The 16,539-nt window shown below is 39.9% G+C and carries 16 protein-coding genes and 1 tRNA gene; 3 read left to right on the forward strand and 14 right to left on the reverse strand.

The window, feature by feature from the left end; all coding sequences use genetic code 11:
- Positions 1-240: 240 nt before the first annotated feature.
- The 7 genes from L0B70_RS02115 to L0B70_RS02145 form a co-directional block, all read right to left on the reverse strand.
- Positions 241-717 carry a hypothetical protein gene (locus tag L0B70_RS02115; RefSeq protein WP_235142677.1) on the reverse strand — a complete coding sequence of 159 codons (477 nt, stop codon included), beginning with the start codon at positions 715-717 and terminating at the stop codon, positions 241-243.
- A gap of 137 nt (positions 718-854) precedes the next feature.
- Positions 855-2,423 (reverse strand): NAD(P)/FAD-dependent oxidoreductase, encoded by a 1,569-nt coding sequence (locus L0B70_RS02120; protein ID WP_235142678.1) that lies wholly within the window; start codon positions 2,421-2,423, stop codon positions 855-857.
- A 111-nt stretch (positions 2,424-2,534) separates the two neighbouring features.
- Complete coding sequence (locus tag L0B70_RS02125) at positions 2,535-3,032, reverse strand: GNAT family N-acetyltransferase (RefSeq protein WP_235142679.1); 498 nt, start codon at positions 3,030-3,032, stop codon at positions 2,535-2,537.
- 16 nt (positions 3,033-3,048) lie between these two features.
- Positions 3,049-3,567, reverse strand: coding sequence for a DUF421 domain-containing protein (locus L0B70_RS02130; protein WP_235142680.1), 519 nt, complete (start codon positions 3,565-3,567; stop codon positions 3,049-3,051).
- Positions 3,568-3,657: 90 nt separating this feature from the next.
- A complete protein-coding gene (gene uvrA, locus L0B70_RS02135) occupies positions 3,658-6,498 on the reverse strand; it encodes an excinuclease ABC subunit UvrA (RefSeq protein ID WP_235142681.1) in 2,841 nt (946 codons plus the stop codon).
- Positions 6,499-6,786: 288 nt separating this feature from the next.
- Positions 6,787-6,860: transfer RNA gene (locus L0B70_RS02140), tRNA-Ala, on the reverse strand.
- An 88-nt stretch (positions 6,861-6,948) separates the two neighbouring features.
- Positions 6,949-7,740 (reverse strand): bifunctional 2-polyprenyl-6-hydroxyphenol methylase/3-demethylubiquinol 3-O-methyltransferase UbiG, encoded by a 792-nt coding sequence (locus tag L0B70_RS02145; RefSeq protein WP_235142682.1) that lies wholly within the window; start codon positions 7,738-7,740, stop codon positions 6,949-6,951.
- 148 nt (positions 7,741-7,888) lie between these two features.
- Here L0B70_RS02145 and L0B70_RS02150 point away from each other — a divergent pair, with 148 nt between their 5' ends.
- Entirely contained in the window at positions 7,889-8,107 is a 219-nt protein-coding gene (locus L0B70_RS02150; protein WP_235142683.1) for a hypothetical protein, read from the forward strand.
- A gap of 7 nt (positions 8,108-8,114) precedes the next feature.
- On the opposite strand, the gene L0B70_RS02155 is transcribed toward L0B70_RS02150, so the two are convergent.
- From L0B70_RS02155 to L0B70_RS02175, 5 genes are all read right to left on the reverse strand, one after another.
- Entirely contained in the window at positions 8,115-8,531 is a 417-nt protein-coding gene (locus tag L0B70_RS02155; protein WP_235142684.1) for an EamA family transporter, read from the reverse strand.
- 231 nt (positions 8,532-8,762) lie between these two features.
- Positions 8,763-10,112, reverse strand: a complete 1,350-nt coding sequence (gene hisS / locus L0B70_RS02160; RefSeq protein ID WP_235142685.1) for a histidine--tRNA ligase — start codon at positions 10,110-10,112, stop codon at positions 8,763-8,765.
- 90 nt (positions 10,113-10,202) lie between these two features.
- Positions 10,203-10,685: a GNAT family N-acetyltransferase gene (locus tag L0B70_RS02165; protein ID WP_235142686.1), complete on the reverse strand. Its 483-nt coding sequence runs from the start codon at positions 10,683-10,685 to the stop codon at positions 10,203-10,205.
- 116 nt (positions 10,686-10,801) lie between these two features.
- Positions 10,802-11,248, reverse strand: coding sequence for an HRDC domain-containing protein (locus tag L0B70_RS02170; protein ID WP_235142687.1), 447 nt, complete (start codon positions 11,246-11,248; stop codon positions 10,802-10,804).
- Positions 11,249-11,320: 72 nt separating this feature from the next.
- Entirely contained in the window at positions 11,321-11,650 is a 330-nt protein-coding gene (locus L0B70_RS02175; protein WP_235142688.1) for a single-stranded DNA-binding protein, read from the reverse strand.
- 816 nt (positions 11,651-12,466) lie between these two features.
- On the opposite strand from L0B70_RS02175, the gene L0B70_RS02180 reads away from it, so the two are divergent.
- On the forward strand, positions 12,467-13,159 hold the full coding sequence (locus L0B70_RS02180; RefSeq protein ID WP_235142689.1) for a hypothetical protein: 693 nt from the start codon (positions 12,467-12,469) through the stop codon (positions 13,157-13,159).
- Positions 13,160-13,391: 232 nt separating this feature from the next.
- Here the strand turns inward: L0B70_RS02180 and L0B70_RS02185 are convergent, their stop codons facing one another.
- Together L0B70_RS02185 and L0B70_RS02190 are read right to left on the reverse strand one after the other, a co-directional pair.
- Entirely contained in the window at positions 13,392-14,498 is a 1,107-nt protein-coding gene (locus tag L0B70_RS02185; RefSeq protein ID WP_235141811.1) for an IS91 family transposase, read from the reverse strand.
- Complete coding sequence (locus L0B70_RS02190) at positions 14,482-15,423, reverse strand: tyrosine-type recombinase/integrase (protein WP_235141810.1); 942 nt, start codon at positions 15,421-15,423, stop codon at positions 14,482-14,484. The genes L0B70_RS02185 and L0B70_RS02190 overlap by 17 nt, the downstream gene beginning before the upstream one ends.
- 408 nt (positions 15,424-15,831) lie before the next feature.
- Between L0B70_RS02190 and L0B70_RS02195 the strand changes: the two genes are divergently transcribed.
- On the forward strand, positions 15,832-16,413 hold the full coding sequence (locus tag L0B70_RS02195; protein ID WP_235142690.1) for an energy transducer TonB: 582 nt from the start codon (positions 15,832-15,834) through the stop codon (positions 16,411-16,413).
- Positions 16,414-16,539: the final 126 nt, after the last annotated feature.

The raw sequence follows: 16,539 nt of genomic DNA on the forward strand, positions 1-16,539 counted from the left end.
GCCTTGTCTGTAAACCGTACCGTCTGAACTTCGATACACTCCGTTGTTTGAATTGCTGTTTCCGTAAACATCATTTGCAGATCCACAAGAAGCCATAAAAAATGCGAATGAGGAAAGTGCTGCTATTTTAAGTAAATTTTTCATTGTAAACTATTTAAGGTTACAAGCAACATTTCCATTTTGATGCCAAAAAATTTTATTAAAAAGTTTTTACCATTTTTTTAACATCTTAAAAATGATTTATTTTCTAGTTGATTGATTAAAAGATCCGGGATAAGTATTTGAATTCGAACCGCTTCGTTTTGTTGGAGTTGAATTTCCCTCTCTACTCATGTTAGTTTGCAAAGGATCATCAAAATCTACGGGTGGTAAAAATCCCATAGGATTTGGAAGAAATCTTGGCTGTGACTTTCCGATAACGGCGGGTTGATCAAAAACATTGTCTTGACCTATAACATGGCCATTAAAGTAAATTTTTCCTTCACGATCGCGGTAATATTCATCTTGTAAATAAGAGCCACCATCAGTGGTTTTGTAATAAAAAGGATTTCTTGTTTCCAATGGATAATGAATTCCAATGGGATTAACGTTATTGGTGTTGGTAACATAAGTTTGTTCCATTTGATTATAACTTTCATCCAACTCTTGTATAGGAACGCAGGAGTTAAGTAGCAATAAAAATCCGTTGAGTAAAAATATGTTAAGAATAGTTTTCATTCATTTGTTTTCTGGAATTATTAAATTTAATAATAAAATTTGAAACAAAAAAAAGTAATTTTCATCTAATCTATTATTTATTGAAATTAGAACAATCCACAATCAACAATCAACAATCAACCATAAACCGACAACTATCAACTAAAAGTTTTCAAACTCTCCGCCACTTTCAAAGCACATTTCTCCCCGTCAATGGCCGCAGAAATAATTCCTCCCGCATAACCGGCTCCTTCACCACACGGATACAATCCTTTAATCTGAAGATGTTCCAAAGAAAAATCATCCCGCGGAATACGAACTGGTGAAGAAGTTCGGGATTCTGGAGCGTGTAAAATGGCGTCGTTGGTTAGATAACCTTTCATCGATTTTTCGAATTCCAGAAAACCTTCGCGCATAATCTGCGTAAGAAAGCCCGGCAAAACCTGGCCCATTTCTACGGAAGTCGTTCCGGGAACGTACGAGGTTTTAGGGATATGCTGAGAAAGTTTGCGCTGGGTGAAATCCACCATCCGCTGCGCCGGAGCTTTCTGAGTTTCGCCGGCGAGATGCCAGGCCTTCTGCTCGATGGCTTTCTGAAATTCCATGCCGGCCAAGGGTCCAAATTTTTGATAAGCTTTGAAATCTTCCAGCTTCAGTTCAACCACAATTCCGGAATTCGCCGTGGGCTGATCTCTTTTGGAGGGCGACCAGCCATTCGTTACCACTTCGCCGGGACTGGTTGCACACGGCGCAATAACGCCGCCGGGGCACATACAAAAGGAATACATTCCGCGACCCTTAATCTGTTTGACCACCGCATAAGGTGCCGGCGGCAAAAAATCGCCGCGATAATCGCAGGAATACTGAATTTTATCGATCAAAGTTTGCGGATGTTCTGCCCGAACGCCTAATGCGAAAGCTTTCGCCTCGATAAAAATATTCTTTTGGTGCAGAAGTTCGAAAATATCGCGCGCGGAATGGCCCGTAGCTAATATCACTTTCTGCGCAGCAACCGCAGTTCCGTTTTGAAGCAGAACGCCTTCAATTTGATTATTTTTAATAGCGAAATCGATGACGCGCGATTCAAATAAAACTTTGCCGCCGCATTCGATGATTTTTTCCCGAATATCCTGAATAATTTGAGGCAATTTGTTCGTGCCGATATGCGGATGCGCTTCAACCATAATGTCCGGCGTGGCGCCAAAAGCCACAAAAAGTTCCAAAATACGATCGATATCGCCGCGCTTTTTGGAACGGGTGTAAAGTTTTCCGTCGGAATAAGTTCCAGCGCCGCCTTCGCCAAAGCAGTAATTGGAATCTTGGTTAACGATGCCATCAACATTAATGGCTTTCAAATCGCGGCGTCGACCGCGGACGTCCTTACCACGCTCAATAATTATAGGTTTTAAGCCCAATTCGATCAGTTGCAACGCCGCAAATAAACCAGCCGGACCCGCGCCCACGACAATGACTTCCTGCTTGTTCTCAACATTGGGATAATCGGGCAATTCGATTTTATCAAGAGTATAATTTTCGCCCCTTAAATAGGCAATTCCTTTCAGATTAACTTTGATGGATTTTTGCCGTGCGTCGACCGACCGTTTTAAGACGACCACCTTCTGAATTTCGGCCGGATTTATTTTGCAGAATTTCGCAACCTGTTTGGCTAATAATTCGTCCGAGGAAGCCGCTTCCGGCGAGGCTTGAAATTGAAATTCTTTTGGCATAGCGCAAAATTAGGGCAAAAAGGTTTAAAAGTAAACGGTCGGCTTCAAATTATTTTATAATGAGCTTTCCTTCTTTTGCCATTTAAAAATATGAATTGACGTGAAATATCTTTAAACGCCCACAATTTTGCTTCGCCTTTCCAGAAAAATAATGTCGCGCCACACGCCATTCATCTCCCCGATTTTTTCGCGATAACCCACTTCCCTAAACCCATATTTTTTGTGAACGTAAATGCTGGCTTCATTTTCGGGGAAAATCCCGGCCTGCAGCGTCCAGAAATCGTGCTCCTCGCTGTCGAGAATTAATTTTTTCAGCAACATCGAACCCAGGCCTTTTCCCTGAACCGAATTTGCCAGATAAATACTCACTTCAGCGACACCTTTGAAGCAGTCACGGGTGCTGACGGGTTGCAACGCTGCCCAACCAACGATGTCACCGCTTTCGTTTTCCAAAACAAAACGGCAGATATTAAAATATTTTTGGTCCCAACCTTCCCAATTCGGTGCGGTGGGATCGAAGGTGGCATTTCCGCCCGCAATTCCTTCCTCAAAAATAGCGATCACCTGATCGCCGTCTGTTGCTTGCATTTCGCGAATTTCGTAATTCATTGGTTTTGTAATTAATTTAAATGCGGTGGCTTTTCCGCGGAAATTTTCTTTTGTGGCGCGTAAAATTTGTTTTATTCGTTCCCGGCTCAAAGGAGACCACACTAATGTTGCCATCAACTTCGAGAACGGCGAGTTTAACATCTTGGATTTTTTCAACGCCATGTTCGCGAACCGTTTCCTCCAACTCGTCAAAACTGATCTCTTCGTGGTTCATCTTCACATTATCAACCACGCCGTCTTTGATTAAAATAATGAGATCAGATTCCAAAAAGCTTTTGATCTTAGGATTTTTAAAAATAACCTTTTTTAAAGCAAAATTGGCCACGAAAAGAACTGACGCCGCCACCAGTCCTCCTTCCAGACTGATGTTTGATCCCACCATGGCATTTTGTACCGCATTGGAAATCAAAAGCAGCAAAACAATATCTCCCGCGTTGAGTTGCGATAATTGATTTTTTCCAAAAATCCGAATGGCCGCAAACATAAAAAGGTACAAGGCAAGACTTCGCAAAGCAACATCAACAAAGGGATTCATGCATTTTAATATGAACGTAAAAGTAAATAAAAAAACCGAAAAGGATTCGGTTTTTTAAATCTGGGAAACTTTTTCCTTTAAGTAAGGAGATCAAATATCCTGTTGAAGTTCCTTTTTCAAATATTTTGCTGTTAAACTTTTTCTCGATTTTATCAGTTCTTCCGGCGTTCCTTTCGCGATGATTTCACCACCGTGTTTGCCGCCTTCCGGACCCACATCGATGATGTAATCTGCCAGCTTGATGACATCGAGATTGTGTTCTATGATGATAAAGGAATTTCCCAAATCGACGAGTTTATTAATGGCTTCCATCAAAATTTTCACGTCCTCGAAGTGGAGACCGGTAGTCGGCTCATCTAAAATATACAGCGTATTTCCGGTTTGTCTTTTCGATAATTCGGTGGCGAGTTTAATGCGCTGCGCTTCGCCCCCACTCAAAGTTGTAGATTGCTGCCCCATTGTGATATATCCGAGACCGACATCCTGCATGGTTTTCACGCGGGCGTAAATTTTTGGAATTGGCTGGAAAAATTCGGTCGCCTCGTCAATTGTCATTTCCAGAACATCGGAAATCGATTTTCCTTTGTAGCGGACTTCCAAAGTTTCGCGGTTAAAGCGTTTTCCGTTACACGTTTCGCAGTGTACGTAAACATCGGGCAGGAAATTCATTTCGATGACCTTCAAGCCGCCGCCCTGACAGGTTTCGCACCGGCCACCTTTCACATTGAAAGAAAACCGGCCGGCTTTGTAACCACGGATCTTGGATTCGGGCAACTCTGCAAAAAGATTTCTGATATCCGTAAACATTCCCGTATAAGTTGCGGGATTGGAACGCGGCGTTCGGCCGATGGGCGTTTGATCGACATCCACAATTTTGTCGATATTGTCGATGCCTTCGATTTTTTTATAAGGCAAAGGTTCCTGAACGCTGCGGTAGAAGTGACGGTTCAGAATCGGATATAAAGTTCCGTTGATCAACGAAGATTTTCCGCTGCCGGAAATACCCGTAACGACGACGAGTTTTCCCAGGGGAATTTCGAGATTGACGTTTTTCAGGTTGTTTCCGGTGGCGCCTTTCAAGACGATGGATTTGCCGTTGCCTTCTCTTCGGGTTTCGGGGATTTCGATTTTGCGTTTTCCTGTGATATAATCTGCGGTAATTGTATCGGCTTTGAGCAGATCTTCCGGTTTTCCCTGCCACAAGATCTCGCCACCAAATTTTCCGGCGCGTGGCCCGATATCCAGAACCTCATCCGCTTCCATAATCATGTCTTTGTCGTGTTCGACCACGATCACCGAATTTCCGATGTCGCGTAAATTTTTCAGCGACGCGATGAGCCTTTCATTATCTCTTTGGTGCAAACCTATGGAAGGTTCATCTAAAATATACAGTACGTTTACCAACTGAGAACCGATCTGTGTTGCCAACCGGATCCGTTGGGATTCGCCGCCCGAAAGCGTTCGCGAACTTCGGCTTAAGCTTAAATATTCCAAACCAACATCGAGCAGAAACTGCAGGCGTGTTTTAATTTCCTTTAGAATTTCGTGGGCGATAATTTTATTTTTATCGCTGAAGGTTTCTTCAACCTCATTCAGCCAGATTTTCAGATCCGACAGGGAAAGTGCGTTGATTTCCGCAATATTGCGCCCATCGATCTTAAAACTTAAACTTGAAGGCTGAAGCCTTGTTCCTTTACATTCGGGACAGGTTTCTTCCGTAGTGAAATGCCGCTCGAGCAAAATCGCATCGTAGCTCTCTTTATCTTCGATCATCTCGTTGATAATCGGTACCAGACCGTCGAAATTGACTTTTATTTTTTTCGATATGCCGGCGTACTTCAGATCTTTATTGAATTCTTTGTGACAGCCGTGATACATGTATTCCAGTGCTTCTTCGGGGATATCTTTGAAAGGTGTCCCCAAACTCAGGCCGAAAATCTCCAGAATATTTTTGATCTGACCCAAAACCCACTTGTTGGATTTCATGTCTTCCAAAGGCAGCAAACCGCTTTGGTTGATGGACAGTTTTGGATTTTCGACAAAGTAATCGGTGTTTACCTTTTTTACGGTGCCTAATCCTTTGCAGTACGGACAGCTGCCTTTCGGGGAATTGAAAGAAAATGTATTCGGCTCCGGCAAGGCGAGGGACTGGCCACTTTCGGCATCCATTAAATTTTTGGAAAAATAATCGATCTCCGTACTGCCCAATTTTTGAATTCCGATCACGCCTTCGCCCATGTGCAGCGCGGTTTTCAGCGACTGCTCCATGCGTTTTTCGGAGGCGCTTTCGCCAATGATCCAGCGGTCGATCACGATATCGATATCGTGGGTTTTGTACCGGTCGAGTTTTAAGTCGTACTCAATATCCAGCAGTTCGCCATCAATTCGGGCCTGGCCGTAGCCTTTTTTGGACATCTGGATAAAAAGTTCGTGGTAATGTCCTTTTCGGGACCGAACAACGGGCGCCAAAAGCATTACTTTTTCGCCTTTATAATTTTTGGTGATGGCGTCGAGGATTTGATCTTCGGTATAACTCACGAGTTTTTTTCCCGAGTTTAAGGAATACGCATCTGAAACTCTGGCGAAAAGCAAACGCAGATAATCGTAAAGTTCGGTTACGGTTCCTACGGTGGAACGTGGATTTTTGTTCGTGGTCTTCTGCTCGATGGCGATAACGGGAGAAAGTCCGTCGATCTTGTCGACATCCGGACGCTCCAGCCCGCCCAAAAACTGTCTCGCGTAGGCAGAAAAGGTTTCGATGTATCTTCTTTGGCCTTCTGCAAAAATGGTATCAAAAGCCAGGGAAGATTTGCCGCTGCCGGAAAGTCCCGTAATCACAACAAGTTCGTTGCGGGGGATTTTAACGTCAATATTTTTTAAATTGTGTTCACGGGCGCCGTAAACTTCGATATATTCTTTGGAATCTTTCATTTTTATGCTCCGAATCTGAATTTCCGGGATTGGCAAAAATACGGAATTTTTATAGGATAATAAATTGAGCCTGTAACTTTAATGCGTACATCCACCGTTAATTTTTTTAACAAAAAGAACGTAAATACACTGGATTGAAGAACTTCTTTTTGAATGATAACTGCCTGCGCCCCGGATTGCAACGGAAATCCCGCAGCACGCGAGGGCAAAGCTGGGGCGCGAGGAATTGGAGTGGAAAGCCGGAAATGTGCGCCCAAAAAAAACCACCTATCCGAAAATAAGTGGTTGTGGAGGATATCGGGATCGAACCGACCACCTTTAGACTGCCAGTCTAACGCTCTAGCCAGATGAGCTAATCCCCCGTTTCTCGAAATCCTGGGTTTTGACCGCTGAATTTTCGATTTGCAATGATACAAATTTTTGTGATTTAAAAGCAAATTTCGCTGGTTTTTATTTTTTTTGTGCGACGAGCGAAAATACGAGCGGAACTTTATTTCCGAAAGGCGCGAGGCGGTATTTGCCTTTTTCGAATTCTTCGGTGTGGCGAAAGCAGGGATACGGCGACCAGTTGTATTCCTGAAAGAACCTGATTTCGAGGTTTGCCTGGAGTACGCCCGTTAAAACATCGGCGGTGGGGTGATTCCAGCTAATTTCTTCCTCGGCTATCTCGGCGGTGCGGTCGGCGTAAGTTCCGTCGCTGGTTTGGGAGATTATTTCGTCGTTAAAATAGCTGTATTTAACAAAAGTAAAATCGTCGTCGTACATCCAGACCACGGGATGAAATTCCACGAGAATGAGTTTTCCGCCGGGATTCAGGAAATGCGCGATGACGCGACCCCACTTTTCCAGATCCGGTAGCCAACCGATAACGCCGTAAGAAGTATATACGATATCGAATTTTTCGTGGAGAACATTGGGCAGATCATAAATATCGGAGAGAACAAATTGGGTATCGGTTCCACATTTTTCGGCTAAATCCTGCGCGGCTTCGAGGGCTTTGTCGGAAAGATCGACGCCCGTAATTTTGGCACCCAAACGCGACAGCGAAATAGAATCCTGCCCGAAATGACATTGCAAATGCAGTATTTTTTTGTCTTTGATGTCGCCTAAGAGTGCGAGTTCAATTGAATTTAGGGAAGTTCTGCCTTTTAGAAATTCGTCGACGAAGTAAAAATCAGATTTCAGGTGGGAATCTACTTTTGCATTCCACAGTTTCCGGTTGATGTCGAGATAATTTTCCATGGCAGATTTTTCTGTAAAATTAGAAATATAAAAACAAATTTGGAAGTAACTATCTGGGTAAAAACGTTTCCAACGTATTATCTATATTTGCACCAGTAATTTAGAAGAGTAACAATTTAATAAACCCTCGAAATTTAATTCGCTGTCAATGAAAAAACCTTTACTGCTCTTTTTAATCGTTATTTTAAATTGGCAGGGAACTGTTGTCACAAAAACCGATGTGTATCTTTGCAACAGCACCGGCGGCAAAAAGTACCATTATTCAAAAACCTGTCGGGGACTGTCTAATTGCAAAGCCGACATCATCAAGGTAAGCATTCAAAAAGCAAAGACTTCAGGAAAAGAACTTTGCGGCTGGGAAGATTAGTTTTCCTTTATTTCCCGATTAAAAATAAGGTTCCCGCGATGATTAAAGTGGCACCCACCGCGCTTTTCCAACTTAAACTTTCACCCAGAAATACGACCGCAAAAATGATGGTTAAAGCCAGACTGAGTTTATCGACGCCAGCGACTTTGGAAACTTCGCCCATTTGCAAAGCTTTAAAATAAAAGATCCAGGAAAGTCCGGTTGCAAATCCAGAGATGGTGAGGAAAATCCAGTTTTTTTGGGACAATTCGCCGATCGCTTTGTATTCATTTCGGAAGAAAACAATCATCCAAATCATGATTAAAACAACCACCGTCCGAATAGCCGTAGCTAAATTCGAGTTGACATTCTCCACGCCAACTTTTGCAAAAATCGCGGTTAGCGCGGCAAAGAAAGCTGAAAGCAAAGCGTAAATCCACCACATTTTTTGAGTTGTTAATTATGTTACAATGCGACTCTTACTTATATATAATCCGAAATATATTATAACCGGCGAGACAAAGATTTAATTCCCAACAACCCGTTTTCTCGCTTTTTAGCACGCAAAGGCGGTTGACTTCGTGGAATCTTCGATTTCAATTAGTAAAGTTTAAAAGGAAATCCTTTTTATCTCAACCGTGTCAAGGTTTAGAACCTTGACACGGTTAATTCCTGATTAGCCAAGAAACTCTTCAGTTGTCTGAATAATCTGTTCACCCGTTTTCAAATCTTTAACCGTAATTTTTCCCTCGGAAATTTCCTGTTCACCATAGAAAACTAAGTTCGGAATTCCTTTCTTTTCAGCGTACGTAAACTGCTTTTTCAATTTTGCTGATTCGGGATACAGTTCTGCCGAAATTCCTTTTGCCCGCAGCTGAGCAATGACTTTCATAGCGGCGAGAGATTCGGTTTCGCCGTAATTCGCGAAAAGATAGTGCACAGTTTTTACGGAATCTTCCGGAAACAAACCGAGCTCTTCCATGACGAGATAAATCCGGTCCAAACCGAAAGAAATGCCTATTCCAGGAATGTTTTTCACGCCGAAAACTTCGGTTAAATTGTCGTAACGTCCGCCACCACCGATGGAACCCATGGCAACGTTGTTGGCTTTGACTTCGAAAATAGCGCCCGTATAATAATCTAAACCGCGGGCTAAAGTAATATTGAATTTTAAATTTTCCGGCGGAATTCCGAGTTCCAGACTATTGGTTAAAACAAACTCCAGCTCTTCTACGCCGCTCGTTCCGACTTCGTTTCCTTTGAATTTTTCTTTCAGCTGCAATACGTTTTCGAGAGCGTCGTCGCTTTGAGAGAAAAGGAAATCCAACTGATCAATCGAAGCTTGGGAAATATTTTTTTCCAATAATTCTTTTACTACGCCTTCTTTTCCAATTTTGTCGAGCTTGTCCAGCGCAACCGTAAAATCGATCAGTTGGTCTGAAATCCCCGCTAATTCTGCCAGGCCGGAAAGAATTTTTCGGTTGTTCAAATGAATCGTGACGGGAATTTTTAATTCTGAAAAAGATTTTAAATACAACTGCACCAACTCTACTTCCTGCCACAAACTTTCGCTGCCCACCACATCGGCGTCGCATTGGTAGAACTCGCGGAAACGCCCTTTCTGTGGGCGGTCGGCGCGCCAAACGGGCTGAATCTGATAGCGTTTGAAAGGGAAAGTCATTTGTCCGTGATTCATTGCAACATATCTTGCGAAAGGCACGGTTAAATCGTAACGAAGGGCTTTTTCAGAAATCTGCGAGATGAGTTTCTGCGAATTTTTAGCGGTCCAGTCATCGTCTTTTGTTTTGGCAGCGTAATCCCCCGAATTTAGAATTTTAAATATCAAGCGATCGCCTTCTTCGCCGTACTTTCCCGTTAATGTTGAAAGATTTTCGAAACTCGGCGTTTCCAAAGGCTGGAAACCAAAAAGTTCAAAATTCTGCTGTAAAATATTCGTGATAAACTTTCTGCGGTAAACTTCTTCCGCGGAAAAATCTCGCGTTCCTTTGGCTAAACTGGGCTTCATAAATTGGGATAATGAATAATAAGTAATGGGTAATCGCCGGCAATAAACTTACGGCGGTGCGCAAAAATACAAAATTATTCATCGAAATCCCTAAAGATGCTTGATCATCCACAGGTTGCAGCCACTGTGCCCCGAATTGCCGAGGGCTTTTTTTAGATACCGGAAACCCTGCCTTTCATAAATGGAAACGGCCGTAGAAAATTCGGGCAGACTTTCGATATAAATGGATTTGTAGCCGGCACTTTTTGCAAAATCAATACTGGCTTCCATGAGTTTTTTGCCCAAACCTTGTTCACGAAAATCTTTATGAATATAAAACTTCACGAGTTCTGCGCACTCCTCGGGCAAGCCTTCCGTGGGAAAAATGCCACAGCAGCCGCATAAACTGCCGTTCGCTTCCGCGACGAAAAGCGCCGCTTTATCGGTGTTAAATAATTCGAACAGCATATCTGTTGTAGGATCTTCGTAAACCGTTCCGGCCGTGGGAACCTCAAAATCATGAAAGCAACTGCGAATAATGCGTGCTAAAGTTGGGTTATCAGACTTTTTTATTTTTCTAATGATGATTTCCATTTTATAAATGTAGAAAAAAATCTCCGGACCTTTTACCTCAACAGCAATCTGAAGATCGCCGCGGTTCCTGAAAAAAACCGAAGGTTTCTCCGGTTTTCAGATATAAAAGGTTGCAGCTACGCCATTTCCAAGATTTCAATAATCTCCTCGCCGTAGTTTTCGATTTTATATTTGCCGAAACCTTTGATGTCCAGCAGCTCTTCTTTCTTAATCGGTTTGTATTTCGCAATGGAGAGCAATTCTTTATTCGTCGCGATCAAATAAACGGGCAGGCTTTTTTCTTTGGCTTTTTCCGTGCGCCACAATTTCAGACAATCTAGAATTTTTATTTCATCAGGGTTCAACTGCTCCTGTTCGGCGCTGTATTTTTCAGGTTTTGCTTCGTTGACCTGCACTTTTAATTCCTCGTAATAAAGGATGACGGACCAGTAATTTTCTTCGTCTTTTACGAAAGCAGTTTCGTATTTCAGGATGTTATTTTCCTGCAAAAACCGGTCGAGCAGCTTTTGATCCGCGTGGATAAATTCCTCCGCAAGGCGTATTTTAAATATTTGTGTTTTCATGATTTGATGTTTTATCATTAATTTTAAAAGAAGGAAGCCGAAAATCAACGGAAATCCGGCTTCCCTTCTCTTTTATTTCCCGCTCAAAAGCACGAGCTGATCTACCCGAATATCGGTGGTAAAGCGCTTCACGCCTTCCTTATCTTCGTAATTGCGGTATACAATTTTGCCTTCCACGGCAATCTCTTTGCCTTTTTCGACATATTTCTCCATAATGTCGGCCAGTTTTCCGTTCACTACCAGGTTGTGCCATTGCGTTTCCTCCACTTTTTCGCCGAGTGCATTGGTGTAATGATCGGTGGTTGCCAAGCTTACTTTGGCTAATTTTCCGTTGTCGAATTTCACGATTTCGACCTCTTTTCCTGTTCTACCGATAAGGGTAACTTTGTTTCTAAGTGACATGACTTTAAATTTTATAGTTAAACATTAGAAACGAGTCTCACTGATTTTCCTCGAATCTCTGGGACAAAGGTTCATCGGCGATCCAAAATTAGTCGGTACAGAAGTGTTTATTTTCGTTTGTATTCGTTTGTATCGAATATATCATTGAAAATCAAAACATTAAATTTCGAGAAGGAGTGATAAAAAAGAAGTGCAGGGAATGATTGAGTTGCGTATATTTGAGAGTTAGCCAACATTAAAAAAACACATGATTGAATTAATTTTAAAGTATTTTAATAAATTAACTTTTAGTGCACTAATTGAATTTTTTCAATTTATTATTCCAGTAATCTTAACAATTTGGGCTGTTTTTTACATTCGTCGATCTTCCTTTTATTACATAGAAAGAAGTAATATTAAGCTTTATGATGATGTGATAAAAAAATTCAAGGAATTTCCATCAAATATAAAGAAACAGACATTAATGAAAATCTAATTTTATTCAATGGAACAATAATCTTTAAGAGTCATAATGATATTAAAGCAGATGAAATTGACAAAGAATTAACAATATTCTCTAAAGACACCAATGCAATTTGGAAACATTTTGAAATTACAAAAACAAGCACCGATTTTACACCTAAATTTAATATTGTAGGAAATAAAGTATTAATTGAAAAAAGTTTATTAAAATCGAATGATTTTGTTTCTTTCGCTGGGTTATTAGATTCAAAAAACAATAAATTAACCGTTGGACATAGAATATATAATATTATTCCAAGCAGTATTAACTTTAAAGAAAATGACTTAAGTCTATATAGAATTGGTGCAAGTTTTTTGACTTTTTTAATAATTTTTCTTTTTTCATTTACATTGTATTCTAATTATAAATCTGATAAGGAAAAAATTGCAAATACAACTTTACAATATGTTGCTAAATCTGAAAAAAAAATTACAGAAAAGGATTCAATACTATTTCGAAGTTTCGATTTTAAAACTGATTTCTACTTAGATAACAATAAAATAAATATTGATACTTTATCAAAGCAGTATAAAAAAAAGTGGGATAATAAAAAAAATTTGGTAGAGAAAACAAATCAAAAACAACTTGATAGTTTAAAAGAGAAATTTAAGAAAAACCGCACTGATAAAAATGAAATTGTCATGCTTAGAAAGTTTATTGATAATTTTAGTGTATCATTTTCAAATATTGTAAGTCCTTACGAAGAAATTAAACAGTTATCAGAGAAGAAATTATTAGAATTAATTAGTGATAATAAAGTTAAATATAATATAAAATACAAAATAAATGATTCAATAAATGTAAAATATACTGATACAACCATAAAAACTCCGGAACGTAAAACTAATTCCGAAATTAAATTAAAAGAAATAGATTATTTTGCAATTATATTTTCTACACTTGAATATTTGTTTAGTTTATCGATCATTGTTTTAATGATTGTATTGTGGTATAAATATTTTAGACTTTTAAGATTAAAGAAAATGTATAATAAAAACGTCGGCTAATAACTAAGCTTTCGTTTTGTCTGCAAGACAAGAAATGAAAGCCTGTTGAACGGAATCTCCGGTGGCTTTTCCTCCCCAGTTGGCAACCTTATGGAGTTATCATTTTTAGAATTTAGGATAGTAAAGCAGTTTTTTAGAAGGACTGCTTTTTTGTGGAACTGAGGTGACGTTTTTCGAAGCACTCACCGGCTTTTTTTTACTTTTAAGATACAAAATCCCTTACCCACAAAATTTATTTTGCAGACGAGGCATTAAAAACGGCAAGAAAATCCTGAGGTGGGCCACGCTGTCCGAAAAGCGCTATGGTTATTAAGTTTCCTTCCTTGCAACACCGACATTTTTTAAGCAAAGTTTTCGGTTTTACTTCTGTAATTTGGATTTTTAAATCTGATTGTAAATCCTGAAGTTTTCCACGTTTCCAGGAGCTGCTTAAAATCCCGTAATGCCGTATTCTCACAAACCTTCGAGGCAAAATATGAAGACTAAATCTGCGCACAAATTCAGTATTCGATAAAGTCATTTCCTTTTTCTGACCTTCTTTGCGATAATCTTTGTACCCAAAACGAACTTCTTTATCCGTAACTTCTTTGATGCGGTGATTGCTGATGGCAACTTTGTGAGTATATCTTCCTAAATATTCGATCACTTGTTTCGGACCACCAAAAGGTCTTTTCGCATAAACCACCCAGTTTTTGGTGAAGAGTTTGTCCATTAAATCCTGGTCTTTAATTCCGGAAGCTCTTAATAAAGCCACGAACTTTGCCCGAAAAACTTTGCTCATCGCTTTTACACAGAAGAGATATTTATCGGTTCTTACTTTCTTTTTCCATTTGCCATTGTGGTCAATTCCACCACCCGGAACAATGCAGTGCAAATGCGGATGAAGACTTAAATTCTGTCCCCAAGTATGCAAAATCGCAATCATTCCCAACTGGATCTGTTCTGTTTTACCAAACTGATTTAATGTTGCCCACGCTGCTTCAAATAAGGTTTTATACAACAATGCCGGTTGAGAGATCGCCAAACCATTGAGTTCTTCGGGCAAAGTAAAAACCAAGTGATAATAACTGCACGGCAATAATTCCTGCTCGCGTTTCTGGATCCATTCTTCTCTTTTATGACCTTGACATTGCGGACAATGCCGATTACGACACGAGTTGTAACTAATCGAAAGATTTCCACAACCATCACACGCATCGATATGCCCACCCAAAGCAGCAGTCCGGCAATACGACAAAGCGCGAAGTGTTTTTTCTTGATGAACCGTAAAGTTTTGCGCCGACAAATTGATTTTGCGAAGAACATCAGCTACACTTCCGCCTTTACTTCGGGTTTCCATTTTTACTGCATAAAGCGAAAACGGTATCCAAAGGGCTGTGCGGTTTTTGATCCGATAACTGACAGACATGAAGATATTCCATGGTCGATTCAATTCTTTCATGTCCCAGAAGTTTCTGAACCATAATGATCGAAACTCCATCTTCCAACAGATGCGTGGCAAAGCTGTGTCGCAAAGTGTGCGTATGAACAACTTTGGTGATTCCGGCTTTTTTACTCACCGTTTTGATGACCCATTGAACGCCTCTTTGACTGTATCTGGAATCAAAATCTTTGGTGTGCGTTGTGGAAGTATCAATCTCTTCAATATTTCTATTTTGATTTCCATTGAATAAATATTGAGTCGGATTTTCCACTGAAATAAAGATTTTCAGTCCCCGAATTAAATGCTCGGATAATGGAACATAACGGTCTTTTTGACCTTTACCCTGAACAACATGCAGCATTTGGCGGTCAAAATCAAGGTGATGAAGTTCAATATTTCTTACTTCCATACATCGAAGTCCGCACCCGTAAATCAAACCGATGAGCAGTTTGTGTTTCAGCAATTGCGCCGTTTGAAGCATCCGCCAAACTTCCTGACGGCTTAAAATAGTGGGCAGTTTTTTGACTTTTGGAATGGCGGGAAGGTGTAGAAAACTATAGGGTAAACCTTCGGCTTTCAGAAGAAACCGCAGTCCATAAACCGTGTGTTTAAAGTAAGTTTGGGAAGGTGTTTTGCTGCGTTGTTGAAGTTCGAAGAGATAATCTTTGATGTCTTCCGGATCCAATTCGGTAGGGATTTTACCGAAGTAAAGCGCTACGGCGGCAACATGCCTGGAGTAATTATCAAAGGTTCTGGGACTTTTTCCCTGGATTGAAATATTTCTTTCAAAACGTTGTATCAGTTCCGAAAAACCATTAACTTCGCTTGAAGCACGATTCAAAATTTTGTTCGTTCTTAAATCCTCCGGAGATTTTTTTTTGTAGCCATTTTAGAGATTTTATTTTTGGTTGAATAAAAACAAAGTTAATAAAACAGCCTCAGGAAAAGCTACCGGAGGTTTAGTTCAACACGGTATTTCTACAAGCGGGTATGAAGTTTTCATCGAAGATTTTAGCGATTAATTAAGTTTTTAGCAAGTAGAAAGATTTCGTATTTTTAGCCCGCCTGCAGAAATACCCAACCGTTATCTGCTATTCCCCTACTCGAAAACGAAGTTGTTTTTAGCCGCTAACGAGGAATTTTTACTATTTTGGATAATCAAATAGTCAAAAAATGAAAACATATAACTATTTGATTATCAATGATGAAATTTAACGTTAGTCAGAATATTAAAAAATCACGCCTAAAAATGAAAGGAAAGACTCTGACAATAAAAAAAATCATATTAGTAACTCTAATTTTATCGTTTTCATTTTGCTTTTCGCAAATTGAAGAAATCAAAAAAATTGATAGTGTTTACGACGTAAAAACTGCACAAATTCCTGTAAAAAATAAAACTTCACAAAAATATTGGAAAGTTGCGACGGAAATTAATACGCAAAGAATTTCAGAGTATGATAAAATATTGAAAGATGCTTATGAAAATGATTCAAAAGAATTTCCTGAATTTAAATCACAAGAAGAAGATAAAATAATTGAGTATAAAAATGGAGGAATTGGCAGATTTAGAAACGACATGTCTAATAACATCGACTTATTTGAGCATCCTTTTCTTCCAAATTTAGTTGGAATGACATTAAAATCTGAACTTAAATTTGTTATTGACGAAAACGGTAAAATCAAAAATGTCGAAGCAGTTGGTGAAAATGATGCTTTCAACACATTATGCAAAATCGCACTTTATAAAACTGAAGGAAATTGGATTCCGGCACAAAAAGATGGAAAAAATATTAAATCAAGTTTTAAATTTCCTATTGTAACCCAAATATAATAAGAAGAAATACAGCAGATAACAGGTTTTGGCAATAGTGCGGGAATTTCGCAAGTTTAACCATTCTAGATATTCCGAAATGTAGTTATAATAGGAAAAAGTCGGTATTTTTAACCGAACCTTCGC

It is taken from the genome of Kaistella sp. 97-N-M2 (genome assembly GCF_021513235.1).
Lineage (GTDB): Bacteria > Bacteroidota > Bacteroidia > Flavobacteriales > Weeksellaceae > Kaistella.